The sequence below is a fragment of the Haloterrigena sp. KLK7 genome (assembly GCF_037914945.1).
GTDB lineage: Archaea > Halobacteriota > Halobacteria > Halobacteriales > Natrialbaceae > Haloterrigena > Haloterrigena salinisoli.
Window position 1 is genome coordinate 1889910 of the sequence record NZ_CP149787.1, and the last position, 24820, is coordinate 1914729.

Annotated in this window: 28 protein-coding genes; 17 read left to right on the plus strand and 11 right to left on the minus strand. The window is 68.3% G+C overall.

The annotated features are described in order from the left end of the window. Positions 1-12 precede the first annotated feature (12 nt). The 6 genes from WD430_RS09355 (at position 13) to WD430_RS09380 (ending at position 4331) form a co-directional block, all read left to right on the plus strand. A complete protein-coding gene (locus WD430_RS09355) occupies positions 13-297 on the plus strand; it encodes a hypothetical protein (RefSeq protein ID WP_339105754.1) in 285 nt (94 codons plus the stop codon). 85 nt (positions 298-382) lie between these two features. Continuing rightward, the gene (locus WD430_RS09360) at positions 383-1087 is read left to right on the plus strand and encodes a TetR/AcrR family transcriptional regulator (protein ID WP_339105755.1); all 705 of its coding nucleotides are present in this window, start codon (positions 383-385) and stop codon (positions 1085-1087) included. Next, positions 1084-2079 (plus strand): hypothetical protein, encoded by a 996-nt coding sequence (locus WD430_RS09365; protein WP_339105756.1) that lies wholly within the window; start codon positions 1084-1086, stop codon positions 2077-2079. Before WD430_RS09360 ends, WD430_RS09365 begins: the two co-directional genes overlap by 4 nt. A gap of 10 nt (positions 2080-2089) precedes the next feature. Further along, complete coding sequence (locus WD430_RS09370) at positions 2090-2440, plus strand: hypothetical protein (RefSeq protein WP_339105757.1); 351 nt, start codon at positions 2090-2092, stop codon at positions 2438-2440. 39 nt (positions 2441-2479) lie between these two features. After that, complete coding sequence (locus WD430_RS09375) at positions 2480-2911, plus strand: SHOCT domain-containing protein (RefSeq protein WP_339105758.1); 432 nt, start codon at positions 2480-2482, stop codon at positions 2909-2911. Between the two features lie 130 nt (positions 2912-3041). Beyond that, complete coding sequence (locus WD430_RS09380; RefSeq protein WP_339105759.1) at positions 3042-4331, plus strand: MBL fold metallo-hydrolase; 1290 nt, start codon at positions 3042-3044, stop codon at positions 4329-4331. Here WD430_RS09380 and WD430_RS09385 read toward each other — a convergent pair. Then, positions 4323-4832 carry a TIGR03668 family PPOX class F420-dependent oxidoreductase gene (locus tag WD430_RS09385; RefSeq protein ID WP_339105760.1) on the minus strand — a complete coding sequence of 170 codons (510 nt, stop codon included), beginning with the start codon at positions 4830-4832 and terminating at the stop codon, positions 4323-4325. The genes WD430_RS09380 and WD430_RS09385 overlap by 9 nt on opposite strands. A 113-nt stretch (positions 4833-4945) precedes the next feature. Here WD430_RS09385 and WD430_RS09390 point away from each other — a divergent pair, with 113 nt between their 5' ends. From WD430_RS09390 to WD430_RS09410, 5 genes are all read left to right on the plus strand, one after another. Then, positions 4946-6160 carry an MFS transporter gene (locus WD430_RS09390; protein WP_339105761.1) on the plus strand — a complete coding sequence of 405 codons (1215 nt, stop codon included), beginning with the start codon at positions 4946-4948 and terminating at the stop codon, positions 6158-6160. 62 nt (positions 6161-6222) lie between these two features. Continuing rightward, positions 6223-7011: an aldolase/citrate lyase family protein gene (locus tag WD430_RS09395; protein ID WP_339105762.1), complete on the plus strand. Its 789-nt coding sequence runs from the start codon at positions 6223-6225 to the stop codon at positions 7009-7011. Between the two features lie 2 nt (positions 7012-7013). Further along, positions 7014-7739 (plus strand): SRPBCC family protein, encoded by a 726-nt coding sequence (locus WD430_RS09400; RefSeq protein ID WP_339105763.1) that lies wholly within the window; start codon positions 7014-7016, stop codon positions 7737-7739. An 11-nt stretch (positions 7740-7750) separates the two neighbouring features. Beyond that, positions 7751-8917 carry a zinc-dependent alcohol dehydrogenase gene (locus WD430_RS09405; RefSeq protein ID WP_339105808.1) on the plus strand — a complete coding sequence of 389 codons (1167 nt, stop codon included), beginning with the start codon at positions 7751-7753 and terminating at the stop codon, positions 8915-8917. Between the two features lie 80 nt (positions 8918-8997). Beyond that, a complete protein-coding gene (locus WD430_RS09410) occupies positions 8998-10461 on the plus strand; it encodes a lipase maturation factor family protein (RefSeq protein ID WP_339105764.1) in 1464 nt (487 codons plus the stop codon). 78 nt (positions 10462-10539) lie between these two features. Here WD430_RS09410 and WD430_RS09415 read toward each other — a convergent pair whose 3' ends face one another. Then, positions 10540-10935 (minus strand): DUF393 domain-containing protein, encoded by a 396-nt coding sequence (locus WD430_RS09415; protein ID WP_339105765.1) that lies wholly within the window; start codon positions 10933-10935, stop codon positions 10540-10542. Between the two features lie 114 nt (positions 10936-11049). On the opposite strand from WD430_RS09415, the gene WD430_RS09420 reads away from it, so the two are divergent. From WD430_RS09420 to WD430_RS09430, 3 genes are all read left to right on the plus strand, one after another. After that, positions 11050-11238, plus strand: coding sequence for a hypothetical protein (locus tag WD430_RS09420; RefSeq protein ID WP_339105766.1), 189 nt, complete (start codon positions 11050-11052; stop codon positions 11236-11238). A 159-nt stretch (positions 11239-11397) separates the two neighbouring features. Beyond that, positions 11398-12645, plus strand: coding sequence for a hypothetical protein (locus tag WD430_RS09425; RefSeq protein ID WP_339105767.1), 1248 nt, complete (start codon positions 11398-11400; stop codon positions 12643-12645). A gap of 68 nt (positions 12646-12713) precedes the next feature. Continuing rightward, positions 12714-13067, plus strand: a complete 354-nt coding sequence (locus tag WD430_RS09430; RefSeq protein WP_339105768.1) for a hypothetical protein — start codon at positions 12714-12716, stop codon at positions 13065-13067. Positions 13068-13136: 69 nt separating this feature from the next. Here the strand turns inward: WD430_RS09430 and WD430_RS09435 are convergent, their stop codons facing one another. From WD430_RS09435 to WD430_RS09465, 7 genes are all read right to left on the minus strand, one after another. Further along, a complete protein-coding gene (locus WD430_RS09435) occupies positions 13137-14627 on the minus strand; it encodes an HNH endonuclease (RefSeq protein ID WP_339105769.1) in 1491 nt (496 codons plus the stop codon). Positions 14628-14747: 120 nt separating this feature from the next. Continuing rightward, on the minus strand, positions 14748-15053 hold the full coding sequence (locus tag WD430_RS09440; protein WP_339105770.1) for a HalOD1 output domain-containing protein: 306 nt from the start codon (positions 15051-15053) through the stop codon (positions 14748-14750). A 197-nt stretch (positions 15054-15250) separates the two neighbouring features. Then, complete coding sequence (gene gnd, locus WD430_RS09445) at positions 15251-16150, minus strand: phosphogluconate dehydrogenase (NAD(+)-dependent, decarboxylating) (RefSeq protein ID WP_339105771.1); 900 nt, start codon at positions 16148-16150, stop codon at positions 15251-15253. Positions 16151-16444: 294 nt separating this feature from the next. Continuing rightward, complete coding sequence (locus tag WD430_RS09450) at positions 16445-16882, minus strand: hypothetical protein (protein ID WP_339105772.1); 438 nt, start codon at positions 16880-16882, stop codon at positions 16445-16447. A 125-nt stretch (positions 16883-17007) separates the two neighbouring features. Continuing rightward, a complete protein-coding gene (locus WD430_RS09455) occupies positions 17008-17472 on the minus strand; it encodes a copper resistance protein CopD (protein WP_339105773.1) in 465 nt (154 codons plus the stop codon). Between the two features lie 78 nt (positions 17473-17550). Further along, entirely contained in the window at positions 17551-18105 is a 555-nt protein-coding gene (locus WD430_RS09460) for a metal-dependent hydrolase (protein ID WP_339105774.1), read from the minus strand. 66 nt (positions 18106-18171) lie between these two features. After that, the gene (locus WD430_RS09465) at positions 18172-18654 is read right to left on the minus strand and encodes a deoxyuridine 5'-triphosphate nucleotidohydrolase (RefSeq protein ID WP_339105775.1); all 483 of its coding nucleotides are present in this window, start codon (positions 18652-18654) and stop codon (positions 18172-18174) included. Positions 18655-18898: 244 nt separating this feature from the next. On the opposite strand from WD430_RS09465, the gene WD430_RS09470 reads away from it, so the two are divergent. Then, positions 18899-20872, plus strand: a complete 1974-nt coding sequence (locus tag WD430_RS09470; RefSeq protein WP_339105776.1) for an aconitate hydratase — start codon at positions 18899-18901, stop codon at positions 20870-20872. A gap of 178 nt (positions 20873-21050) precedes the next feature. Then, positions 21051-21974 carry a TIGR03571 family LLM class oxidoreductase gene (locus WD430_RS09475; RefSeq protein ID WP_339105777.1) on the plus strand — a complete coding sequence of 308 codons (924 nt, stop codon included), beginning with the start codon at positions 21051-21053 and terminating at the stop codon, positions 21972-21974. Positions 21975-22005: 31 nt separating this feature from the next. Here WD430_RS09475 and WD430_RS09480 read toward each other — a convergent pair whose 3' ends face one another. Beyond that, positions 22006-22407 carry a hypothetical protein gene (locus WD430_RS09480; protein WP_339105778.1) on the minus strand — a complete coding sequence of 134 codons (402 nt, stop codon included), beginning with the start codon at positions 22405-22407 and terminating at the stop codon, positions 22006-22008. A gap of 129 nt (positions 22408-22536) precedes the next feature. Here WD430_RS09480 and WD430_RS09485 point away from each other — a divergent pair, with 129 nt between their 5' ends. Further along, complete coding sequence (locus WD430_RS09485) at positions 22537-23898, plus strand: restriction endonuclease (protein WP_339105779.1); 1362 nt, start codon at positions 22537-22539, stop codon at positions 23896-23898. 310 nt (positions 23899-24208) lie between these two features. Here the strand turns inward: WD430_RS09485 and WD430_RS09490 are convergent, their stop codons facing one another. After that, the gene (locus WD430_RS09490) at positions 24209-24748 is read right to left on the minus strand and encodes a flavodoxin domain-containing protein (protein ID WP_339105780.1); all 540 of its coding nucleotides are present in this window, start codon (positions 24746-24748) and stop codon (positions 24209-24211) included. Positions 24749-24820: the final 72 nt, after the last annotated feature.

Sequence of the window (24820 nt, forward strand, 5' to 3'; positions counted from 1 at the left end):
CTACGGCGACGCGTGTTCATCGATCCCGGGAAACTCGAGGTCCGCTTGCGCGACGAGTTCGGCGGTACGATGGGCCAGTCCCGCGTGGTCGTCCGACAGGCCGTCGACCTCGCCGACGCCGGCCAGTACGAGGACGACGTCGGGGTGCCGCTGACGAACGACGTCGTCGTCGACGAACTCGCGGACGCGCCTGACGGCCCACCGACCGACCGGTGGAACTGGTGGATCGGCTCGCTCGAGATCGCCTACGGCGACTACGGCCGGTTCGGAATCCAACGATATCGCACGGAGGAGTAGCGGTCGGCGTCGGGGTCCGCCGTTGCTCCGCCCGTCGTTGTTCGAACCGAAACGACTTTCCCTCCGCTGCCTGACCACTCGGTCAGTGACTAGCCCAGACACTCGTGACGCGATCATGGGTGCGACGTACGAGGCCCTCTGCGAGGTCGGCTACTCCGATCTCACCGCGCAGGCCATCGCCGATCGGACCGATCGCAGCAAGTCCGCGCTGTTCTATCACTACGACTCGCTCGACGCGCTCGTCGCCGACTTCATCGAGTACCTCCTCGAGGGATTCGACTCGCGCGTCGCGCGGACGCGAGATTGGCCGGCGCTCGAGCGACTCGCGGTCATCGTCGACTGGTTCCTCTCCGGAGCGGACGACGAGCAGTTGGGCTTTCACACCGCCTTGCTCGAACTCCGGGCACAGGCGCCGTACAACGACGCCTTTCGGGACAAACTCCGCGAGAGCGACGACCGTCTTCGAGGGGCGCTCGAAGAGATCCTCCGCGACGGCATCGAGGAGGGCGTTTTTCGAGACCACGATCCGGCGGCCGTGTCGGCGCTGTTGCTCGCGGCCTTCGACGGCGCGCGGATCCGCCAGTTCACGCTCGGTCGCGACGAGTACCTCGAGGCGGTCAAGACGGAGTCCGTCGATCGGATCGTCGCGGACATCCTCGCACCGGGCGTCGAGTTTCCCGCCGACGTCGACGTCGAGTTCCCGCCCGACGACCGACTCTCGCACGGCGCCGACGAGTCGTCGACCGGCGGTGAACCGCGTTCGGATCGGGACGGCGGATCGTCCGGATGACTGACTTCACCGACCCCGCCGCTGTCGACGACCGCGAGGCCCGACACCACGCCGGCGACGAGTATCGGGACGCCCGGCGTCCGCGCTTCGACGAGACGATCGGCGGGCTGGCGGCACCGATCCGGACGCTGGCTACCGCATCGCTGCCGCCCCGGGACCGATCGCTGCCCGCGACGCTGTGTGCCGTCGCCGGCGAAGTCGGATTCGAGGCCACAGACGCCCACACGCGGTCGGACGCGGACCGTATCGGCCGCCTCCTCGAGCCCGTCACCACGTCGGTCACCCTCCTCGAGGGGTACGTCCGACTCCGCCTCGCGCTGGTGGTGAGCGCCGACGACGGTGCCGATCGCGACGCCCCGATCCGCGCAGTCGACTCGGCGCCCGACTGGCTGTCCGGCCTGCTCGCGGAGGCTCAGTTCCCGGCAGACCGGGACGCCGTCCTCCTGGCGAGCGACCGCCTGCACGCCGGCGCCTACGCGACGATCGCCGACGCGCCGCTCGCGGCCGAGCGGCAACTCGAGCTGTATCGCCTGCTGACCGAGGGGTCGTCGGCGCTCGCGCGTCGGTTCCTGGCCCTGTCCGACGCCGATCCGTTCGACGAACGGCGCGCGGCCATCGACGCCTCCGACGTCGAGGCGACGCTCGCCGAGACCGCCGGTGCGCTCGGCGCGGCCGTCGTCGACGCGCCGACCGAAACACGGACGGCGCTGCGGACCTATAGCCACGCGGTGATGACTGCACTCACGTCTCGGTCGCCGAACGCGTCCGATACCGATCTCCGGTCGCGCGCCGTTCGCGTCCTCGCCGGCGAGACGGTCGCGCGAGCGGCGCCGAGCGACGAGAACGGCACCGACGATCCGGTCGTCGAGTCACACCTCGAGCGGGCCCGCGAGGCGCTCGCGTCGCTGACCGGGGCCGTCGAGACGACCGGTGACGGTCCGACACCGCTCGATCGGCTCGAGCGCGCAACGCGGCTGCCGTTTTCCGGGTGAGTCACGACCGATGAGCGACGGCGAACTCTCGCGACCGATCTGGCCTGCGTATCCCCTCTCGGCGTTCGTCGCCGGGCTCGGCCACTGCTATCTGGGCGAGTGGAAACGCGGAGCGAGCTGGTTCGGACTGTACGTCCTCGCGCTCGCCGTCCTCTCCGCTCGGTCCCTGTCGGGCGCGTTCGACGTGAGCGAGCCGTTCCTCGTCACGGCGCTGCAGTTCGACTCGGTGAGCTATCTCGACGTCGCCGTCCCGCTCGCCGTCCTGATCGTCTGCCTACTCGACGCGTACCTCATCGGACTCACGAAGCGAACGGCCCCCCTCGTGGCGGCGCCCGGCGAGCCCCGTTCCAACGGCTCCTGACGTCTGTACGTTTTTGTGCGTGTGAACCGAATTACAGGTATGGCTCGATTCGGATCACTCCTGCTCAAGGGCGCCGGCGCCCTCCTGCTCGCGCTCGTCGTCCTCAGCGTCATCGCGACCGTCGTCGGCATCGTCCTCTCGGTCGTCGCGACCGTCGTTACGGCCGTCGTGACGCTCGCACTGCTCGCCGTCGTCGTCCTCGCCGCCGTCGGGCTCGTCTCCCTGCTTCGGGACGACGGGGGCGGGAACGACCTCGAGGCCGCGTACGGAAGCGACGGCGCCCGATCGACCGACGGTCGCGAGGAACGCCTCCGCTCGCAGTACGTCGACGGCGAACTCAGCGAGGCCGAGTTCGAACGGGAACTCGACCGGATCCTCGAGGACGGACACGGTCGAACCGACGGTCTCGACGCGCGGCGCTCGCGCGACTCGACGACCGCGAGCGATCGGACGCGGCTCTGGGATCGGTAATCGCGGCGTCGCGCCGTCGCCGACCTGCCACCGTCGGTCCGCTGCGGCCCTGCCGTCGTTGGTCCGCCGTCGCCCTGACGCCGCATCGATTTTGAAACCCCTTATTCGACTCGAGGACGCAGTGCGAACGATGGAGCTCCGATTTCTCGGCGGCGCTCGCGAGGTGGGTCGCAGCGCGGTCCTCGTGAACGACGCCTTGCTGCTCGATTTCGGGATGCTGACGGCGAACCCGCCGCAGTTTCCCCTCGAGACGCCGACGCCAGAGGCGGTCGTCGTCTCCCACGGTCACCTCGATCACGTCGGCGCCGTGCCGTCGCTGCTCTCGGGCGACGCGCGGCCGCCGATCCACTGGACGCCGCCGACGTACGAACTGACGCTGACGCTCGCTCGAGACACGCTGAACCTCCACGGCGGAACGATGCAGTGTCCGTTCACCGAGACGGACGTCCAGCGCGTCACGCAGGTCTCGCAGACCCACGGCTACCGCGAGACGTTCGAGGCGGCCGGCCACGAGGTGACGTTCTACAACGCCGGACACATTCCGGGTAGCGCGCACGTGCTCGTCGACGACGGCGAGACGCGACTGCTCTATACTGGCGATTTCCACGTCGACGATCAGCGGGGCGACGTCGCCTCGAGTCGCGCGAACGGGCCCGAAGCGGCCGTGGGCGGCCAGCGGCTCGTTTCGGGATCTACCGCGCGCCCCGACGCCGATATCGTCCTCTGTGAGAGCACCTACTCCGACGTCGAACACGACGACCGGGCCGTCGTCGAGGAGCGATTCGCCGAGAGCGTGCAGACGACCCTCTGGGAGGGCGGCACGGTCGTCGTCCCCGCGTTCGCGATCGGCCGCACCCAGGAGCTGATGCTCGTCTGCGACGCGCACGACATCCCCTGCTACGTCGACGGGATGGGGAAGCGAGTGACCGAGATGCTCCGCCAGTATCCCGGGTTCGTCCGGGACGAAGAGGCGTTTCGACGGGCGATCTCCCACGCGCGGTTCGTCACCGGCCGAAACGGGCAGCGGAAACGCATCACCGATCAGAAGGCCGCGATCATCACCACCAGCGGGATGCTCTCCGGCGGGCCCGCCATGACCTACATCCCCGAGATCCGGGCGAACCCGATGAACAAGATCGCCATGACCGGCTACCAGGTCGAGGGCACCCCCGGCCGCGACCTCCTCGAGACCGGGAGCGCCGAGATCGACGGCCGCCGGATGCCGATCAGCGCGCAGGTCGAACAGTACGACTTCTCCGCGCACGCGGATCGGGACGGGATCCTCGAGTTCCTCGAGTCCTACCGGGACAGCGAGGTGCTGATCAACCACGGCGACCGCTGCGAGGCGTTCGCCGAGGAGTTGCGCGCCGACGGGTTCGACGCAGCGGCGCCCGAGCGCGGCGATACCGTGTCAGCGTAGTCCCGTTCGTTCCGAGTCGTCGCCCCACTCCGCGTACTCCTCGAGCGAGCCCCACGAGCGCGTCCGCTCGACGCGGATCTCGAGAACCGCGCGCTCGGCGAGGTCGTGGTCAGCGTACTGATTGTACTTCGACTCGAGGGCGGCGACGGCGGCGTCGTGAATGGTATCAGTGCCGCGGTCGGCCTCGATGACGGCGGCGCGGCCCCGGACCTGCACCCACGCGAGCCGCGACCAGTCCTCGCTGTAGTAGTCGGCGAGCACGGTCGCGTGCGGGTTCGTCCGTACGTCGCGGACGCGCCGGAGGTCGCGGGTCGACTTCGGTTTCTCGTCGACCGCCGAGACGACTCGGAGGTCGCGATCGGAGTCGGACGCCGAGTCGCCGCCGGCGTCCTCGAGCACCGCGTAGCAGATCGGTACCGCGTGGGGACGACCGTCACCGTCGGCCGTCGCCAGCGTCGCGACGCGGGCGCGCTCGAGGACGGCTCGCTCTTCGGGCGTCATATCGAACGAACGACGCCGACGGGGAAAACGGTCGGTGCCGCCCGTCAACTGAACCCGGGGCTATCCACCGGAAGAGCAAACTACTCGAGTGACCCGACACTCACTCCGTCCGAATGGGTCGCTCGAGCGCCGGCTACCGTCGGGAGTACGGACTCGTCGCCCTCGGCGCGCTGAGCTACACCTGTCTGATGTTCGTCTGGTTCTCGCTGCCGGCGTACCTGTCGGTGATCATCGACGACGCGGGGCTCTCGAGCACGCAAGCGGGGATTCTCACGGGCACGGTGCCGCTGACCTACATTCCGCTGGCGCTGTTCTCCGGCGTCGCCGTCGATCGAATCGGTCCGGGCCGGAGCCTCGCGGCGGGCGTGCTGATCTACGGGAGCGCACAGATCGTCCGCAGCGCCGCCTCCGGCTTTCCGTCGCTGTTCGCCGCGACGCTACTGCTCGGCGTCGGCGCGACCGCCATCACCTTCGGGCTCCCGAAACTGGTCGGGGTGTTGTTCCCGCCCGAGAAAACCGGACGGCCGTCGGCTATCTACCTCGTCGGCGCGTCGACCGGCTCGGCGCTCGTCTTCGCCGTCGGACGGCCGATACTGGGGCCGTGGCTCGGCGGCTGGCGACCGCTGTTCTTCTGGAGCGGCGTCGTCGCCGTCGCCTACGGGCTCGTCTGGACGGCCGTCACCCGCCGGGAGGGGATCGACGGCCGGATGGCCGACGACGACTCCTTCTCGCTCGAGTCGGTCGCCGCGGACCTCCGGGTGGTGCTCTCCCACCGCGAGCTCCGGCTGGTCGTCGTCATCGGGACGATGTACCTGCTCCTGAACCACGGCCTGCAGGGATGGCTCCCGACGCTGCTCGAGTCCCGGGGGCTCGCGGCCGGCCCGGCCGGCCAGACCACGAGCCTGCTGGTGGCGTCCACCGTCGTCGGCGTGCTCATCGTCCCGGAACTGGCCGACCGCTACGGACTGCGACGGCCCGCCCTGATGGCCTGCGGCGCCGTCGCGTTCTGCGGCGTCAGCGGCGTGATCGTCGGCGGTACCGGGCCGCTGGTCCTCGCCGGCATCATCGTCACCGGGATCGGCGTCGGGGGAATCTCGCCGCTCGTCCGGGCGATCCCGCCGGACCTCGAGGGGATCGGCGCCCGCCTGACCGGCACCGCGGTCGGCTTCATCTTCGCCGTCGGGGAGATCGGGGGCTTCTTCGGGCCGGTACTCATCGGGGCGCTGCGCGACGCGACCGGTTCGTTCGTCCCCGGACTGGTTCTTCTCGCCGGCGGCGGGCTCGTCGTCGTCCTCGCCGGCGGACTGTTGCACGCCCAGACCGGGTGAGATCCGCGAAGACCGGTATTTGCCCCGCGAACGTTTATTGGCGTCCTTCTGGACCACCTCCTATGGCGACATCGCCACGAACGAACCGCCTCCAGCAGACGCTCGCGGACGGCGACGTCGCGCTCGGCGTCCTCGAGAACGCGTACGACCCGACGCTGGTCGAGTTCTACGGCGAACTCGGCCTCGACTTCGTCTGGATCGACCTCGAACACGCGGGGCCGAGCCCGTTCGACGGCGACCGACTCGAGGACCTGGCTCGGGCCGCGAACGTGACGGGGACGGAACTGCTCGTCCGATTGCCCGAACCCGATCCCGGAATGGTCCGGAAGACGCTCGACGCGGGCGTTCGGTCGCTGTTCGTCTCCCGGATCGAGTCCGCCGACGAGGTGCGGCGGGCGATCGAGGCCTCGCGGTTCGAGTACGACGGCGACCCCGGCAAGCGCGGCTTCGCGAGTCCCCGCGCGAGTCGCTGGGGGACGACCGACGACTACGCGGGCACCGAGGACGACGAGATCGTCGTCGGCGTGACGATCGAGAACCCGACCGCGGTCGACAATCTCGACGAGATCCTCGAGGTGCCGGGGCTGGGGTTCGTCTTCGCCGGCCCGCTGGACCTCGCGGTGTCGCTGGGTCACCCCGGCGAGCCGACCCACGACGAGGTCGAGGAGCGCGTCGAGGAGATCCGCGAGGCGGCCCTCGAGGCCGACGTCCCCCTCGGCGGGCTGGGCTTCGGGATGGACGACGTCAACGAGAAGGCCGAGTCGGGCTACCAGATACTGAATCTGGGGAGCACGACCGGCGCGCTCGGCGGTGCCGTGCGTTCGTGGCTGAACGAATACGGAGGTGCCTGATCATGTCCGAGTACTCGTTCGATTCGGCGGCCGACGAGGTATCGAATTCGATGCACCCGGGAGCGGACGCTAACGGGTCCCGATGGCGACGAGCGGGCAGCGTCGCCCTCGGCGGCGCGCTCGTCGCGTTCGGGCTCCGGCGCCGCTCGCTGGGCGGGACGGCGATCGCGCTCGTCGGTGGTTTCCTCACCTACCGGTCGCTCAGCGGCTATCTGACCGACGCCGGCGGTACGGAACCGGTCGAGCGATCGATCACGATCGGCGAATCGCCGGACGAACTGTCCGACCTCGCACGCGATCCCGAGACCCTCGAGCGCATCGTCGGCCACTTCGCCGAGGTCTCCGAGATCGACGACGACCGCTCTCGGTGGAGCGCGGGCGGCCCGCTCGCCCGGGAGCTGTCCTGGGAGATGCGGATCGCAGTGGACGAGCCCGGCGAGCGACTGCGCTGGGAGACGGTCGCCGACGACTCGAGCGGCGCGCTGTTCGACTCCTGGTCGCTGTCGTTCGACGAGGCCCCGGGCGACCGCGGGACGGAGGTGACCCTCGAGGTTCGCTTCGACCCGCCGGGCGGGACGGCCGGCAGCGCGGCAGTCGAGCGGCTCGACGTGGTCCCCGAGTCGCTGATCGGCACGGCGCTGGACCGCTTCAAGAGCCTCGCGGAGACGGGACAGATACCGACGACCGAAAACAGACCGTCCGAACGCGGACGGGGTGATTTCCTATGACCGACGAAACGATGCAGGCGCTCACGTGGCACGGCGAAAAGGACGTTCGAATCAGTGAGGTTCCCCGGCCCGAGATCGTCGAGCCGACCGACGCGATCGTCGAGATCACGGCCACGGCGATCTGCGGCTCCGACCTCCACCTCTACAACGACAGGATGCCCGGCATGCGCGAGGGCGACGTGCTCGGCCACGAACCCATGGGCGAGGTGATCGAGGTCGGCGACGAGGTCGAGAGCCTCGAGCCGGGCGACCGCGTGGTCGTTCCCTTCACGATCAGCTGTGGCTCCTGTTGGTTCTGCGAGGAGGACCTGTACTCGCTGTGTGACAACTCGAACCCCAACGCGGAGATGGCCCGCAAGATGATGGGGCAGTCGCCGGCCGGCCTCTTCGGCTACTCCCACCTGCTGGGCGGCTACGCCGGCGGACAGGCGGAGTACCTGCGAGTCCCCTACGCCGACGTCGGCCCGATCAAAATCGAGTCCGATATCCCCGACGAGCAGGTGCTGTTCCTCTCGGATATCTTCCCGACGGGGTACATGGCCGCCGAGAACGCCGACATCGAGCCGGAGGACACGGTCGCCGTCTGGGGCTGTGGCCCCGTCGGTCAGTTCGCCATCCAGAGCGCGTGGATGCTCGGCGCGAACGAGGTGGTCGCCATCGACCGCGTCCCCGAGCGCCTCGAGATGGCCAGCCAGCACGGCGACGCGACCACGATCAACTACGAACACGCCGACGTCTACGATCGGCTGATGGAGTTGACGGGCGGTCGCGGCCCGGACCGCTGTATCGACGCCGTCGGCACGGAGGCCCACGGGACGGGCCTCGACGGGATCTCGGACCGCGTGAAGGAGGGCGCGAAACTGCAGGACGACCGTCCGTACGTCCTCCGCGAGGCGATCAAGTGCTGTCGGAAGGGCGGCACGCTCTCGGTCCCCGGCGTCTACCTCGGGCGCGCGAACATCCCGTTCGGGCCGCTGATGAACAAGGCGTTGACGGTCAAGACGGGGCAGACGCACATGCAGCGCTACCTCGATCCGCTGCTGGGGAAGATCGAGGAGGGCGAGATCGACCCCTCCTTTATCATCTCCCATCAGGTCGGCCTCGAGGACGGCCCGGAGATGTACCAGACGTTCAACGACAAGGAGGACGACTGTATCAAGGTCGTCATGACGCCCTGACCGTACGGTAGTGCTGCGAATCGAGCCGTCAGCCGAAGAACGCGTCAGGTCTTTGGCGCTTCGTGGACTGACGCCCGACTATGTTCCACGGTGAGGCGTTCTGGCTCGTTCGCTTCCTCTTCCAGCGGGGGCTCGCGTTGCTGTACCTACTCGCCTTCCTCGTCGCCGCCTTCCAGTTCCGGCCGCTGGCCGGCGAGGACGGTCTGCTGCCCCTCGAGTGGTACGCCGAGGGCGCCGACTTCCGTGAGCGGCCGAGCCTCTTCTACTTCGTTCCGAGCGATCGCGCGATCGCCGTCGTCGCGTGGACCGGCGTCGTCCTCTCGGCGCTGGCGCTGCTGGCGGTCCCGTACTGGCTCCCCGAACCGTACCCGACACCCGTCTCGATGGCGCTCTGGGTCTTCATGTGGGCGCTCTACCAGTCGTTCGTCAACGCCGGGCAGACCTTCTACGGCTACGGCTGGGAGTCGATGCTCCTCGAGACGGGCTTCCTCGCGATCTTTCTGGGGGCCGGAGCGGTCGCGCCGCCGGTCGTGATCCTCCTGTTGCTGCAGTGGGTCCTCTTCCGCAACATGTTCGGTGCAGGGCTGATCAAACTCCGCGGGGACGACTGCTGGCGGGACCTCTCGTGTATGGACTACCACTACGAGACCCAGCCGATTCCGAACCCGTTGAGCTGGTTCGCACACCACCTCCCGAAACGATTTCACCGATTCGAGACGTTCGGTAACCACGTCGTCGAGCTGTTGATTCCGTTCCTCTACTTCGCGCCACAGCCCGCCTCGTCGCTGGCGGGGGCGGCGACGATCGGCTTCATGGGCTGGCTCATGCTCACCGGGAACTTCGCGTGGCTGAACGCGCTGACGATCGTGCTGGCGATCGCGACGTTCAGCGACGGCGCCCTCGAGGCCGTCCTGCCCGTGACGGCGCCCGAAACGGTAGCGACGCCGCTGTATCTCGAGGGCGCGGCGATCCTGGTCGCGATCGTCGTGATCGCGATGAGCATCCGGCCGGTCGAGAACATGCTCTCGGAGAGCCAGACGATGAACACGGCCTACGACCCGCTGCACTTGGTCAACACCTACGGCGCGTTCGGCTCGATCACGAAGGACCGCTACGAGCTCGTGATCGAGGGGACGGCGGACGAGGAACTCACCGAGGACACGGAGTGGCGGACGTATCGGTTCAAGGGGAAGCCGACCGACCTCGAGCGCCGGCCGCCCCAGATCGCGCCCTACCACCTCCGGCTGGACTGGCAGCTGTGGTTCGCCGCCATGGCGCCGTCGCCGCGCCGCAGCCCGTGGTTCACTCGCTTGCTGGCGAAACTGCTCGAGGAGGACGAGGGGACGCGGTCGTTGCTGGCCGAGGACCCTTTCTCCGAACGCGAGGAGTCGCCGACGCATATTCGCGCGGTTCGGTACCGGTATCGGTACACGACGCCCGAGGAACGGGACGAGACCGGCCGGTGGTGGAACCGCGAGCGCGTCGGGACCTACGTCGCGCCCGCGTCGCTCGAGGAGCTGCGGCTTCGCGGACCGGGGCTGTGAGCGGACGGCTGCGCTGACCGGACGTCGCAGCCGATCCGCTCGGGCGCCCGGCGACCGATTCACTGCCCGGCGTCCGACTCACTGCTCGTCGTCCGACTCCCGCCGTGCCGGCGGCGTCTTCGACATCAGTTGGCCCCACGTGTCGCGGTTGTCCGCCACCTGCCGGTACCCCCACTCGCGCAATCGGTTGTAGTCCCTGAAGTTCCGGAGGAACTCGACGGCCTCGGTGACCGGGCCGCCGCCGTCGTACCGGCGCAGCGCCTCCTCGATCGACGCCCCGCAGGAGTAGATTCGATCCGCCGTCACGAGGTGCGAACACTCCTCGTAGTACTCGGGCAGGCGCTCGCGGAGTTCGGGGTACTCCGACAGATCGCTGAATCCCACGACGCGGAGCTCCGTCCGCTCGTCGAAGTAGTCGGCCCACCACGTACAGAAGCCGCAGTCGTCGTCGTAGACGAGGGTCGGCTCGAGCATGGATCGGGGTACGGGCTCGAGACACAAACCGCTGTCTCGGATTCGCGTCGGCTGCGGACTCGAGGCGGCTCGCGAACGACCGGATACTTGGGTCGGGGCGGTGAACGCGGGCGTATGGAGCGGTTCGTCCGACTGATCGTCGCCGGCGGCGTCGTCCTCGTCGGCGCGCTCTGGCTCGTCGACCTGGTTGCACGGGGCTCACCGCAGTGGATCGTCGGGATCGCGCTCGCGATTCTGGGCTTCGTCGGCGTGATGGCCGGAATCTTCAGCGAACTCGAGTCCGGAGCCTTTCGCGTCGACTGACGAATTGGACCGTTCGGAACCACCTCCGTGAAAGGGACGAGGTCTCTCGAGTCCCTTTCATTCCCGCCCGCCGGTGGACCGCCGAGCCGGCAGTAACACGGGGGGCGGTGGGAGCCGATTCGTCGCAACATTATTGGGACCGGTGACCAATCAGGAGCCATGAGTAGCGCGGCCGACTCGCTCTCGGAACCGCAGGTGCTGGCCCACACCAAGCGGCGGCTCTTTCCGACCGAGGGCGGCGAGGAGCGGTCCTACGTCGTGGCCGACACGCAGTTCTCGCGGGACGAGTGGCTCCCCGGCCGCCCCATCGAGCCGGCGATCCGGGACCGGCTGGCGCCGTTCAACCACGTACGGATCGGCGGCGGCTACCCGGACCTCGTGGGCGTTCGGACCCTCGAGTCAGAGCTGCTGGCGGTCGAGCGGCTGGGCGACGAGCCGCCGCTGATCGCCATCGAGGCGAAGGGGTACGCCAGCGGCGGCGTGGACACGCGACGCGGGATCGTCCAGGCTTACGACCGCCTCCACGAGGCCAACGCGGCCTACCTCGCGGCGCCGGCGGCGGCGATCACGGAGACCGACCGGACGCTGGCACGGGAGCTGAACGTCGGCGTGTTCGGCGTGGACGCCGCCGGCGGGGTCGAGGCGCTCGAGGTGCCCCGAATCGTCGGCAATCGAACCTCGAGCGAGGCGACGGCGTTGCGGTTTCAGGCCGGCGCGCAGGGCGTGGCGGACAAGTCGTTCGGGCTGAACCATCCGAAGAACTACCTCGGCTATCCGTTGGCGCACTACGCCGACGGCGAGACCGCGGCACTACTGTCCGAGTACGAGGTCGTGAGCGCCGTCGACAGCGCCCGGCAGGGCGCCGCGTTCCTGGGACTGATCGAGGACGGGCCGCGGGGCGTCGAACTGACCTCGCTCGGGCGGGAGGTCGTTCGGTTCGCGACGGCCCGCCGCGGCTCCGTCGAGGCGGCCCTCGAGGAGTTCCAGGACTGGTACCGATCGCGGAAACGGTTCGTCGACCTCGCGCCCGGCTGGGGCCAGCTGGCCCGTCGCGTCGTCTTCGAGTATCCGGCGACGGAGTTGCTCGTCACCGAACTGCAGGCGATGCACGACGACTGGCAGCCGTCGCCGTCGCTCGTCGATCTCGTCGTCCACCTCCACGAGACCCATCCGACATTCACCGTCGAGCTGTTCCTCCGCGGGGACGACGACGTGCGGCGGCGGGCGTTGACCGAGGACGGAGAACTACGGCGGGAGGCGCTCGCGGACGGCGAAGTCTACCACGCGCCGACGGTGTTCCAGCTGAAGGCGATGCTGTACCACACCGGGATCCTGACCGAGCGCGGGGCGGAACCGCATCGACTCGAGCCCCTCGAGGACGTCTGGGCGCTTCGCGAGCCGGTCTGACCTCGAGGATCGCCGGCGATCGACGCTCCTTCCCCGTCACTTTTCACGCTGTTCGGCCAGTATCAACCATGACCCACGGGCTGGAGCCGACGGAGGAGTACGACGGCTCGATTACGGTGCGGCTCCTCGACGACGAATCGGGCACCGAGGAGCTCCGCTGTTCGTCCTACGAGGACGCGATCGAACGCGTCAAGGAACGCGGGGACGCGGTCACGGCGGCGAAGATCGTCGACGGGGACGGCTCCGTCGTCTTCACCTCCGCCGAGATGGACATCGACGACTGGGAGAGTATCTGGCAACGGGAGAAGCGCCGGCAGTCGGTACACGTCGAAGACCGCGACTGTCCGTACGACAGCGTCTCCTGTTTCGCCGACGATCTCTGCGTGCAGTGCCAGATCGATAAAGTGCGGGACGGCTACTGAGTTCGCTGTCGGCCACCGAACCGTCTCTACCGATCGAACGGGTCGACCCGCTCTCCAGCGAACGGCCCACTACGGCGATTCGAACCCGTGGCGCGCTCGATGCGCGGCCAAGAACTTCGCGTGCGGCCGTTCCGCTTCCGCCGAGGGGAGCGTCAACTTCTCGCCCTCGAGTCGCGCGAACTCCTCGTACCCCTCGAGATCGGGGCGGTCGGCGACCAGCACGCGGTAGTCGTCGGTCACCGCGAGCCAGCCGGCGTCGAAGGCCCAGTGGTGGAGCCGACAGAGCGCGAGGCCGTTGCGGACGTGATCGCGGCCGTTCTCGCGCTTCGGATAGACGTGCGCGGCTTCGATATCGACCGTTCCGGCGGGCGACTCGCGGGACGTCCCACAGATCGCACAGCGCTGATCGTAGGCGTCTCTGACCCGCTTCGCGAAGGCGCTCGAGCGGACGCGCCGCTGCGTCGCGGTGAACTCGTCCGCGTCCGCGGTGAGCGGCGGTTCGCTCTCGTCGAGGTCGTCGCTCGCGTCGCTCTCGGCCGACTCACGCTCGATTTCGGTGTCGCCGTCGACCACCGAGTCCGCGAGCGTCTCGAATTCGGCCGGATCCTCGATCTCGAGCCGTTCCATCGTGAACCGATAGACGAGTCGCTCGCCGTCCGGATCGGTGACGTACTCGGCGCCGACGACGTCGATCAGCCCCTCGTATCGGAGCCGATCCGCGTCCGCCGGCTGGTAGAAGAAGTAGACCGGCGCGACGCCTCCCTCGGCGCGGTCGACCAGCGCCCGATTCGCGGGCGTCAACTGCTGGTCGCCCTTCGCGGGAACGCCCTCACCGATGTACGTGAAGCGCTCGCCCTCGAGGTCGTCGCCGTACGGACCGTCCTCGCGAGCCTTCACGATGACGTACGCCAGCTCCCCGTCGTCGCCCGTCCGCGGGTTGATCCCCTTGATGTAGGAGCCGAAACTCGTCTCGAACGCCGCCTCGAGGTCCGACTGCGCGTAGTCGGCCCCGCGCTCGAGGGTCGGCAGCCCGGACGCGACTCGCCGAGCCAGCCGTTCTCCGCTCTCGGTCAGCGAATTCAGCCCGTCAGACCGCTCGACGTAGCCGAGGCTCTGCAGCCAGCCGCGATGTTGCGCCGGACCCGCGGGATCGGTCCAGTCGAACTCCGGATGGTCGGCCGCGATCGCGTCGCCCAGTTCGGCGTCCGTCTGCGGCCCCTCGAGCAGCGCCTCGAGAACCGTCTCGAACCCGCGGACGGTCTCCGTGAGCGCGTCGAACAGGATCGCGGGGTCCGACTCCGAGACCCACCGAATCCCCCGATCGGTGAGCGTGACCCGTTCGTCGTCGAGCGCGAGCAGCCCGATCGACTCGAGGAACCGCAGCCGGTCGGTGATCCCCGCGTCGCTGGTCGCCCGCGTGTTGGCCTTCACCCACTCGAGCGCCCCCTCCAGATCCGGGTCCTCGGTGAGAACGTGGTGGCAGAACTCCTCGAGGACGACCGTGTAGTTCCCCGCACCGCCGAAGAACCGGACGGCGATATTTCGTTTCTCTTCACCCATTTACGTGGCTACCGGTCGAACTCACGAGAGATAAACGGTCTGGACGGTCTCGAGAAGTAACTGGACGAAAATAACGAGTCGTCACTCGATCGAACGCCGGAGTACGATCGCGAAAACGGCCTACAGGGAGGGTCCGGTACCGGTAACTCCGGAGGATCGATCGTTACCGATGGTGACGGGTTCGAGCGAGATCTCGGTCCCGTCGCCGGTCCCGTCGACGACGACGGTGTGACCACAGTACTCGAACTCGAGCGACGAGAAGCCGGAACTCGAGGAGAGCGAGTCGATGACTTCGGGATCGATGACGTCGTAGAGGGGGTCGAGTTCGATCGGATCGGCCCCCTTCGCGGCGGCGACGAGTTCGATAACGGCCATACTCGGGTCCTCACCGCTGTCCACCACTGTCGTCGACTGCTGGGAGTTCATAACTCATGCTGTCGGGACCGGGAGTAAAGAAAATGACTCAATTTTTCGCACGGAGTAGGACACGCAAAATCAGAGTCCGATCGAACGGACTGTCGAGATCGTCGCTACCCCCTGGAACTCGCTCGCGCAGAAGTATTTCGAACATCCGTATATGTACTTCGGAACCACGTGCACGTTTACGGGGGTTGTACGTCCCGTCAGTCGCGTCGCGGGACCTCGTGGCGGCCGAATCCGTATCGGAGTCGGTTCGCGAGCCGTCGGGAGAACCGACCGTCGTCGGCCCGCGAGCCGAATCGCTCGGAGAGCGCCGTGTAGATCAGCGGCAGCGGCACCTCCTGCTCGAGGGCCTCCTGGACGGTCCAGGTGCCCGTCGAGCCGCCCTCGACGCGATCGGCGACGGTCCCGAGGTCGTTGCCCTCCTCGCGGAACGCCTCCTCGCAGAGCTCGAGGAGCCACGACCGGATGACGGCGCCGTTGTTCCAGACCGAGGCGACCGACTCGAGGTCCAGGTCGTACCGGCCCTCGTGGAGGAGTTCGAAGCCCTCGCCGTAGGTCTGCATCAGCGCGTACTCGACGCCGTTGTGGATCATCTTCACGTAGTGGCCCGAGCCGGCGGGCCCCATGTGCTCGTGGCCGTCGGGACCGGTCGCGACCGCGTCGAAGACGGGCGTCAGTTCGTCGTAGGCCCACTCGGGGCCGCCGACCATCAGCGAGAAGCCCAGTTCCGCGCCCGCGGGGCCGCCCGACGTCCCGCAGTCCAGATACGCCGCGGGACAGGACTCCGCGCGGCGCACGGAGTCCTCGAAGTAGGAGTTGCCGCCGTCGACGACGACGTCGTCGCCGTCGAGGTGGCCCTCGAGTTCCTCGAGGGTCGCGTCGACGGCCTCGCCGGCGGGGACCATCAGCCAGATGCGCTTCTCCTCGCCGAGCCGATCCGTGAGATCGGCGATCGAGTCGGCCGGTTCGGCGCCGGCGTCGGCGGCCGTCGCGACGGCCTCGGGTTCGAGGTCGAAGGCGACGACGTCGTGGCCGGCCTCGAGGGTGCGGTCGACGACGATCTGTCCCATGCGTCCGAGTCCGATTACGCCCAGTTCCATGGGGACCACTCGACGGGGCGGTGAGGTAGTGGTTGTGATTTCGCGGCCCCGGCCGCGTCCCGGTGTGCGGGCTCGAGCGCGTTCCGATGGCCGCTCGAGCGCATCGCGATAGACTACTCGAGCGCGTGGCGTACGCGTCGTCTTCGAGGGACCGACGCGCTGGCGTCGCGCCGGCGCGGTGTCCGCTGACGAAGGACGAAGCGACTGGCCGCTAACGGCGGTCGTGGAACGAACTGAGAAGCACTGCTAGAAACCCGCTCGCGAACAGTGTGCGAACTCGAGACGTCCGACCGATCAGTGCAGCGGTTCCTCGAGTCGGGCCCAGCCGATCGCGTCGAGGACGACGATGCGGTCGTTGTGGTGGACGTACACGCCGTTGTACTCTCCGCCGGAACCGCTGTAGTAGGGGAGGGCGCCGCGGACGGTGTCGACGACGGACCAGGCGCCGTCGCGGTCGATCGTGACGTGTTCCCATCGGTCGCGCGCGTCGTTGCGGACCGCGCGGTCGATGGCGCGTCGCGCGCCCGGAACGTCGCCCAGTCGCTGGGAGGTGCTGTCGATGACGGTCGCCCCGTCCGGAACCTCGCCGCGGCCGATGACTCGTGCGCCGAGGTTCGCTTTCGATTGCGACGGAGAATCGGTGCGCTGACCCGAGCGAAGTGCGTATCCGGCGACTGCGGCCGTACCCACCGCGAGCAGCGACAGCGCCATTTCTTTGCCCCTGATCATCATGCGAGTACCTTACAGTAACTGACTAAGTATCTTTCGCAAGAATGTCCGATTCTTGTTGGGTTCCGGACGACACGATTGCGATCGTGAGTTTCTCCGTTCGATCGTCGGTAGCCGCCTGACGGGCCTCAGAGGAGACGAACGGCGTTCGTCGTGATCGCGCCGCCGACGACGAGCAGCGCGACGGCGACGACCGCCCCCGCCCGATAGAGCGGGAGCGCGTTGGCCGCCGGTTCGCGGAGCTTCTTCCCGTTGAGTCCCGTCTCGAGTCGCTTCGCGCCGACTTCGACGAGACCCGCCAGGAGCGCCCAGAGGACGACCATCGCGAGCACCAGGTGTCCGTTGGTCGTCTCGAAGAGCGTTTCCGACGTGTACCGATGTCCGGCGAGGTGGCCGCCCGAGAGGAGCAAGACGAGGGCGCTCACGCGCGAGATAGTTGTCAGTTTCCCGGAGATCGCCTCGAGGGGTTTCGTCGTGTTGAACGCGCCGTCCCGTGCGAGGGGCAACACGACGAACGCGACGTAGAAGACGCTGCCGGCCCAGATCCCGGCGAATATCAGGTGAATCGTCTGGGCGAGGAACACATCAACCATACCGACTGCCTCGGAGGGCTGGAGTATCAGCGTTCCGACTCGCGGCCGAGCGCGTCGCCGACTCGGGCGACGCCTCCGTCACTCGAGCCAGTCGGGGAGCCACGCGACCAGTCGTCGCCGGAGCGCGGCGTAGACGATCGAGAGGGCGACGCCGACGAGCACGACGACGGCGATCGGGCCGCCGAAGACCAGCAGCGCGGGCACCGCGAGGGCGGTCGCGAGCGCGGCGTCTTCGGGGGCGCCGTCGTACCGGATCCAGCGCCGCGGCCGGATCCACCGACCGCGGACGTGGTCGTAGACGGCCCGCTCGTGTCGGTGGTTCCACGGGTCCATCTCGGGACCGCTGCCGACGGCGTCGCTGACCGCGTGGAGCCACGCGGCGACCGCGAACGCCGCGAGCGCGACGGTCGCGCTCGAGGGGACGACGACGGCGAGACCGACCGCGGGAGCGGCGACGGCGGCGCCGGCGACTGGGAAGTGAAACGTCCGGCGGTGGGCGAAGACGAGGTCGAAATCGGGGGCGAGCCCGCCCAGCACCGCCCCGACGGCCAGCGGCGTCGCCAGTTCCGGCAGCAGATACGCGACGGGCGCGACGACGGCGAGTCCCGCGAAGACGTGCGTGGTCACCATCATCGGTGCGACTCCCTCCGACGGGCGGTCGCAAAAGAGTACGCGAACCGGCGCTCCGCCGCCATCGATTCACTCGAGGCCTTCGCCCTGATAACTCCCGTCGTAGACGCTCTCGTGGTCGGCTTCGGCGAGGACCAGCTGGGCGATCCGGGCGCCGCGTTCGATCTCGATATCGTGGTGGACCTGCAACAGCCCCTCGCCGCGTCCCTGGTAGCCGGCGTCCCAGACGGCCGTGTTGAGCATACAGGAGTTGCGCATCAGCGACGAGCGCGGGTAGACGAACCCGACGTGCCCTTCCGGGATTTCGATGCGCTCGCCGTAGCGAGCGACGTAGGCGCCCTCCGGCAGGTAGTAGGTGTCCGGATCCTTCTGTTCGAGCTCCTCGAGCGGACGGGCGACGCGGTCGCCGATCTGCTTACCGTCCCGGCCGATACGGCCCGGCTCGAGCTGTTCGAAGACGACGTCCAGCGTGAGATCGACGCCGTTGGGCTGGATCTGGTCGTCGGCCGTCGGCGAGACGTGCTCGGCGACGAACGTGCCGGAGCGGAACATATACGCCAGACGCCCCGGGACGGAGAAAAGCGTATCCGTTCGGGACGGCCCGTTCGGGACGGCCACGCGTGGCATGCCGGGCGGTAGCGGGACTCGGCGATTCGGCGGTCGCGCACCGCGTGACGTCCGTCCACTCGCCCGGCAATACTTACGGGGAAACTGTCGTGTTTGCCGCGCTCTCCCCCGCGCTGGCTCGCGGAAACACGCTGGATTTATCACGACGGAAAGCCGAGTTTTGGGTGCTATGGGACAGACTCTCACCGAGAAGATTCTCGACGACCACCTCGTCGAGGGCGAACTCGAGACCGGCGAGGAGATCGGGATCGAGATCGACCAGGTGCTCACTCAGGACACGACCGGCACGATGGTCTGGCTCCAGTTCGAAGCGATGGGACTGGACGAGGTCCAGACCGAGATCGCCGCTCAGTACTGTGACCACCAGACGTACCAGTTCGACTTTAAGAATACCGACGACCACCGTTTCCTCCGCTCTGCGGCCGGTACCTACGGCGCATATTTCTCTCGCCCCGGTAACGGCATCTGTCACAACGTCCACCGCGAGAACTTCGCGGCGCCCGGCAAGACGCTGCTGGGTTCGGACAGCCACACCCCGACGCCCGGCGGGCTCGGCGAACTCGCCATCGGCGCCGGCGGGATCGACGTCACCGTCGCCATGGGCGGCGCACCGTACTACATCGAGATGCCCGAGATCGTCAACGTCCGCCTCGAGGGAGAGCTTCCCGAGTGGGCGACGGCGAAGGACGTCATCCTCGAGATGCTCCGTCGCCTCTCCGTCAAGGGCGGCGTCGGCAAGATCCTCGAGTACACCGGTCCGGGCGTCGAGACCCTGACCGCGCCCGAGCGGATGACCATCACCAACATGGGCACCGAGCTCGGCGCGACCTCGTCGATCTTCCCGACCGACGAGCAGACCAAAGACTACCTCGAGCGCGTCAACCGCGGCGACGAGTACGAGGAGCTCCAGCCCGACGACGACGCCGAGTACGACGACGAGATCGTCGTCGACCTCTCCGACCTCGAGCCGCTGATCGCTCAGCCCTCGATGCCGGACAAGGTCGTTCCCGTCCGCGAGGTCGAAGGCCAGTCCGTCGACCAGGTCATCGTCGGTTCCTGTACGAACGGCGGCTACGAGGACATCCTCCCGGCCGCGAAGATGCTCGAGGGCCGCGAGGTCAACAAGAAGACCGAGATGATCGTCGCGCCCGGTTCGAAGCAGGCCTCCGAGATGCTCGCCCGCGAGGGCTGGGTCGCGGAGATGATGGCCGCCGGCGTCAACTTCTCCGAGGCCACCTGCGGTGCCTGTATCGGTATCGGTCACGTCCCCGCCAGCGACTCCGTCTCGCTGCGGACGTTCAACCGCAACTTCGAGGGCCGCTCGGGTATCGAGGACGACAACGTCTTCCTCTGTTCGCCGGAGGTCGCCGCCGCCGCGGCGATCAAGGGCGAGATCATCGATCCGCGCGACCTCGCCGAGGAAGAGGGCGACCTCGAGGCGCCCGGCATCGAGCTCCCCGACGAGTACGACGGCTCGAAGACGGACCTCATCACGCCCGACGAGGCCGTCGACGACGAGCTCGTCAAGGGCCCGAACATCGGCGACGTCCCGCTGAAGGACCAGCTCGACGCCGACATCTCGGGTGAGGCCCTCCTGAAGATGGAGGACAACATCACGACCGACCACATCATCCCGGCGACCCAGGACATCCTGATGTACCGGTCGAACATCGACAAGCTCTCCGAGTTCACCCTCTCCCGGGTCGACGACACGTTCGCCGAGCGCGCCCGAGAGGCCGACGGCGGCGTCCTCGTCGCCGGCGAGAACTACGGCCAGGGCTCCTCGCGAGAGCACGCCGCGATGTGTCCGATGTACCTCGGTATCGAGGCCGTCCTCGCACAGAGCTTCGCGCGCATCCACCGCGCGAACCTCTTCAACTTCGGCATCGTCCCGCTGACGATCGACGAGGACACCTACGAGGACATCGACCAGGGCGACGAGATCGAGATCGTCGACGACGTCTACGACGCCGTCACCTCCGGTCAGGAGGAGTTCACGGTCCGCGTCAACGGCGACGAGGAGTACACCGCTACCCTCGACGCCTCCGAGCGCGAACGCGACATCCTCGCGGCCGGCGGCAAGCTCGCCTGGACGAAAGAACAGGCCCAGGGCGGCAGCGGCGCCGCGCCCGCCGACGACTGATCGGCGACGACTCGGCCGTCACCACCGTTTGATTTTCTCCTTCTTTCGATGCGCGCTCGAGCGTAGCGGTAGCGCTCGCCGCGGTTCGGACTCGAGTGACGCACGGAGCCGGCTCCGAGAGCGACCCCACGGGCCGACAGCGTCACCGTCTTGAGCGAGCGGCCGATAGCACGAGCGAATGCCATCCGGAGGACACGAAAACGCCGGCTATCGGCGCCTGTTCGACGGCGACGGGCTCTCGTTCGGCGCCGGCTTCCCGCTGACGGGAGCGAACCGCTCGACGCCCGATATCGAGGCCGAACTGCGACTCGCCGAACGCGCCGAGGCGGTCGGGTTCGACGGCCTCTGGGCGCGGGACGTTCCGACCTACTGGCCGAAGTTCGGCGATGCCGGCCAGACGTTCGATACGTGGCCGTGGCTCTCTCACGTCGCGGCCCGCACCGACGACATCGCGCTCGGGACCTCGAGCATCGTCCTCACGCTCCGCCACCCGATCCACGTCGCGAAGTCGGCCGCGACCGTCGACCGACTCTCTGACGGGCGACTCGTCCTCGGCGTCGCTTCCGGCGACCGCGACCCCGAGTACCCCGCCTTCGGCGTCGACCGCGAGGAACGCGGCCGCGCGTTCCGCGAACGGTTCGAGGCCGTCCGGACGATCTGGCGCGAGGACTTTCCCGAACTCGAGGGCGAGTGGGGTACCCTGGAGGGCGACCTCGAGGTCGTCCCCGACCCGACGAGCGAGACGGTCTCCCTGTTGCCGACCGGGAACGCCCGCCAGTCCCGCGAGTGGATCGCCGAGCACGGCGACGGCTGGTTGTTCTATCACCTCCCGGAACGCACGCTGGAGGACTACCTCGTCGACTGGCGCGAGGCGGCCGGCGAGAAGCCGTTCGCCATCGCGGTCCGCGTCGAGTTCGCCGACGACCCGACGGCCGACGCCGAACCGCTCCATCTCGGCTTTCGGGCCGGTGTCGAGTGGTTTCGGGACTACTTCCGGCGACTCGAGGAGTACGGCCTCGATCACGCCATCGTCGGGCTCGAGAACGACGACCGCGAGGCCGCGCTGTCGACGTTCGCCGACGAGATCATGGGTGAACTGTAACAGTCGCGGGCGCTCGCGACGCGATAGCGTCTCAGTCCTCGCCGTCCGCCCGATCGCGCAGCCGTCGCTTCTGGCGGCGTTCGGTCACGTGATCGATCCCGTCGGCCAGCTCGTCCCTGACCTCGGTCTCGAAGGCGTCGACCTCCTCGAGGAACTCCGCGGAGAACTCCTCGACGAGTTCGAAGGTCCACTGGTCGCTGACCGCGCCGGCGGGGAGGTGGTCGTCCCGGAGGGCGTCGGCCCACTCCTCGTGGCCGGCCTCGCGGAGGGCCTCCTCGGCGTCGCTCATCCGATCCATCGCGTGGCCGAGGTCGTGGTGGAACTCGAGCAGGGTGCCGTACGCCCGGTGAACGTGCTCGATACCGAGCTGGAGTTCGTGGAGCGCGTCCTCCTCGGCGTCGCTCAACTCGAGGTCGTCCGGGTCTGTCGTCATAGGGGTCGGACCACGGACGCGATAAAAGCGCTTGGGCCAAACAGTGTCCGCGCCTGCCGTCGATTCTCACGGGCGATACTCGGGCCGCAACACTCTCGGCGGTCGACTCGAGAGCGAGTCGTGAACGCGATGGCGATACTCGACGACCTCTCGGGCTACGAGTTCGAGGACCTGATGGAGGACGTGTTTCGACACTGCGGCTACGAGAACGTCCGGCAGTCGCGGCGGACGGCCGACGAGGGACGGGACGTCCTGATGGAAGAGGTCGTCGACGGCCGCCGCCGGGCGGTCGTCGTCGAGTGCAAACACACGGCGACCGTCAGCCGGCCGGTCATCCAGAAGCTCCACTCGGCGGTCGCGACCTACGACTACGACGGCCCGGTCCGGGGGATGGTGGTGACGACCGGCCGGTTCACCGACCCCGCACGCGAGTACGCCGCGAATCTGGGATCGAACCGAGAGGGCGGCGTCGAACTCCTCGACGGCCAGGACCTCCGGGAGATCGGCGAGGAGATCGGGTTGGACCTCTACAACGGCCGGATCGAGATCCTCTGCGAGGAGGCGCTCCGGCCGACCCACCCCACCGCCGGTCGGGACGCGCCCGTCTTCGAGGCCGTCCGCGAGATCGAGAACCTCGAGGCCGCGACGATTCCGACGCCCGAGACGACGGTCGAACTCGAGCCGATGGTCACGATCCGCGCGACGACCGACGCGACGTTCGAGACGTCGGTCGGCGTCGTCCACCGGATCGACGAGGCGACCGACCTCGCGATCCGCGCCGACCGCGACGAACCGCGGGTCGCGACCGGCGACGTTCGCGATCTCGTCGCGAACGCCTCGGCGTCCCGAATCGACCTCGAGTCGGCCGGCCTCGAGTCGACGTTCGACGGGGTCGAGCGTCGTCGGTTCGGGCAGACCGAGACCGAGTACAAGGAGTGGGCCGTCGACCGCCTCCGGCAGGCACAGACGACGACGGTCCAGTACACGGGCGGCAACAACGTCGACTACGAGAAGACCTGCACCCCCAAGCGGTCGGACGTCTCGATTCGGGAAATCGATCCCGTCTACGTTCCGCACGTCCGCTCCCGACTCTCGCTCGGCGAGTACGACTACCGGTACGCCTACCGCGCCGCCGGCCCCTCGCGGGCGACCACGCGAAACGACCTCCAGGAGTGCGTCCACTGCGGGACGGCGGGTGCGAGCGAGACCTACACCTACTGCGACAACTGCGGGAGCGTCAACTGCGAGGAGCACGTTCGGACGGAGCGACTCGAGGGCGACCCCGTCTGTACCGGCTGTGCCGTCACCGAGCGCTTCGCGCTCAAGACGAAGTACTTCTACGACGAAGCCAACCTCGAGGCCTTCCGCGAGGAGTACGCGGCCATGCCGGTCCACGAGAAGGCCACGGAGAACGCCCCGCTGGCCGTCGGAAGCGTCCTCTGTGCGCTGCTCGCGGCCTTCCTCGTCGCGAGCTCGGTCGGCCTCGTGTGAACTCGAACTCGCGTCCCACGTTTCTCGACGACGCGTTCGGATACCGACCGAAACGAGTACTCCGGACTTCGTCTCGGTTCGACTCGATCTACACGCGTGCGGTGGCGCGCGCTGTCGCGCGGTGAAGCCGACGGCGAACCGCGCCACAAACACGTGCGAGGGATGAACGAGCGAACTCGTGAGCGAGTGAATCGGCTGGGGAGGGTGTGGCAATCCCTGTTGCCAGCGGGAGCACTGTTCTTGCTTCCGTCCTCGGCCGATACTCGTCGATAATTGTCGAGCGGTCGAGCGTCACTGACCGAACAGCCCCTTACTGTACCAGTGACGAGAACTCGAGTGCGAACTCCTCCACTGCCTCCCAATCCGTGTACTCGTAGTCGCGAGACGTGTCCGTATCGCTGCCCGCCTTCCCGGCGATCCGGCGCATCACGACGCGTTTCAGCAGGCCGTACTCGCTGTACCTGAGCGCGCCAGCGACGGACAGCGTGCGGTCGGGTTCCCAGCCGGTCTCCTCGAGGAACGCCTCGAGCATCTCCCGCGCCGGCTCCCGATCGTCCGGATCCGCGTGCGCCGCGGTCAGACTCACCGAGAAGAACGCCGACGGGCGGCGATGCAGCGCCTCGAGGTGGTCGCGGACGAACTCGCCGACGTACTCCTGATGGGCGCCCATATGGATCGACGCCCCGACGATCACCCCGTCGTAGTCGCCCGGCTCGAGGGCCGCCGGCGGATGCTTCGCGTGGACCAGCGTCGCGTCGCGTCCCTCGGCGGCGAGCGCGTCGCCGATCCGCTCGGCGATCGCCGCCGTCTGCCCCTCGCTCGTCCCGTACGCGACGAGAATTCGGGCCATCACCGCCCACCACGAATCCGCTCGCGTCGGTGGCACTCGAGTCGACGGCTCTCGATTCGATGGCTCGCGATC

What these genes read in the sequence shown, in the direction of transcription:
- WD430_RS09365 (WP_339105756.1), top strand. Translation starts at nt 1,084, where the DNA reads ATGACTGACTTCACCGACCCCGCCGCTGTCGACGACCGCGAGGCCCGA.
- WD430_RS09370 (WP_339105757.1), top strand. Translation starts at nt 2,090, where the DNA reads ATGAGCGACGGCGAACTCTCGCGACCGATCTGGCCTGCGTATCCCCTC.
- WD430_RS09375 (WP_339105758.1), top strand. Translation starts at nt 2,480, where the DNA reads ATGGCTCGATTCGGATCACTCCTGCTCAAGGGCGCCGGCGCCCTCCTG.
- WD430_RS09380 (WP_339105759.1), top strand. Translation starts at nt 3,042, where the DNA reads ATGGAGCTCCGATTTCTCGGCGGCGCTCGCGAGGTGGGTCGCAGCGCG.
- WD430_RS09385 (WP_339105760.1), bottom strand. Translation starts at nt 4,832, where the DNA reads ATGACGCCCGAAGAGCGAGCCGTCCTCGAGCGCGCCCGCGTCGCGACG.
- WD430_RS09390 (WP_339105761.1), top strand. Translation starts at nt 4,946, where the DNA reads ATGGGTCGCTCGAGCGCCGGCTACCGTCGGGAGTACGGACTCGTCGCC.
- WD430_RS09395 (WP_339105762.1), top strand. Translation starts at nt 6,223, where the DNA reads ATGGCGACATCGCCACGAACGAACCGCCTCCAGCAGACGCTCGCGGAC.
- WD430_RS09400 (WP_339105763.1), top strand. Translation starts at nt 7,014, where the DNA reads ATGTCCGAGTACTCGTTCGATTCGGCGGCCGACGAGGTATCGAATTCG.
- WD430_RS09405 (WP_339105808.1), top strand. Translation starts at nt 7,751, where the DNA reads ATGCAGGCGCTCACGTGGCACGGCGAAAAGGACGTTCGAATCAGTGAG.
- WD430_RS09410 (WP_339105764.1), top strand. Translation starts at nt 8,998, where the DNA reads ATGTTCCACGGTGAGGCGTTCTGGCTCGTTCGCTTCCTCTTCCAGCGG.
- WD430_RS09415 (WP_339105765.1), bottom strand. Translation starts at nt 10,935, where the DNA reads ATGCTCGAGCCGACCCTCGTCTACGACGACGACTGCGGCTTCTGTACG.
- WD430_RS09420 (WP_339105766.1), top strand. Translation starts at nt 11,050, where the DNA reads ATGGAGCGGTTCGTCCGACTGATCGTCGCCGGCGGCGTCGTCCTCGTC.
- WD430_RS09425 (WP_339105767.1), top strand. Translation starts at nt 11,398, where the DNA reads ATGAGTAGCGCGGCCGACTCGCTCTCGGAACCGCAGGTGCTGGCCCAC.
- WD430_RS09430 (WP_339105768.1), top strand. Translation starts at nt 12,714, where the DNA reads ATGACCCACGGGCTGGAGCCGACGGAGGAGTACGACGGCTCGATTACG.
- WD430_RS09435 (WP_339105769.1), bottom strand. Translation starts at nt 14,627, where the DNA reads ATGGGTGAAGAGAAACGAAATATCGCCGTCCGGTTCTTCGGCGGTGCG.
- WD430_RS09440 (WP_339105770.1), bottom strand. Translation starts at nt 15,053, where the DNA reads ATGAACTCCCAGCAGTCGACGACAGTGGTGGACAGCGGTGAGGACCCG.
- gnd (WP_339105771.1), bottom strand. Translation starts at nt 16,150, where the DNA reads ATGGAACTGGGCGTAATCGGACTCGGACGCATGGGACAGATCGTCGTC.
- WD430_RS09450 (WP_339105772.1), bottom strand. Translation starts at nt 16,882, where the DNA reads ATGATGATCAGGGGCAAAGAAATGGCGCTGTCGCTGCTCGCGGTGGGT.
- WD430_RS09455 (WP_339105773.1), bottom strand. Translation starts at nt 17,472, where the DNA reads ATGGTTGATGTGTTCCTCGCCCAGACGATTCACCTGATATTCGCCGGG.
- WD430_RS09460 (WP_339105774.1), bottom strand. Translation starts at nt 18,105, where the DNA reads ATGATGGTGACCACGCACGTCTTCGCGGGACTCGCCGTCGTCGCGCCC.
- WD430_RS09465 (WP_339105775.1), bottom strand. Translation starts at nt 18,654, where the DNA reads ATGTTCCGCTCCGGCACGTTCGTCGCCGAGCACGTCTCGCCGACGGCC.
- WD430_RS09470 (WP_339105776.1), top strand. Translation starts at nt 18,899, where the DNA reads ATGGGACAGACTCTCACCGAGAAGATTCTCGACGACCACCTCGTCGAG.
- WD430_RS09475 (WP_339105777.1), top strand. Translation starts at nt 21,051, where the DNA reads ATGCCATCCGGAGGACACGAAAACGCCGGCTATCGGCGCCTGTTCGAC.
- WD430_RS09480 (WP_339105778.1), bottom strand. Translation starts at nt 22,407, where the DNA reads ATGACGACAGACCCGGACGACCTCGAGTTGAGCGACGCCGAGGAGGAC.
- WD430_RS09485 (WP_339105779.1), top strand. Translation starts at nt 22,537, where the DNA reads ATGGCGATACTCGACGACCTCTCGGGCTACGAGTTCGAGGACCTGATG.
- WD430_RS09490 (WP_339105780.1), bottom strand. Translation starts at nt 24,748, where the DNA reads ATGGCCCGAATTCTCGTCGCGTACGGGACGAGCGAGGGGCAGACGGCG.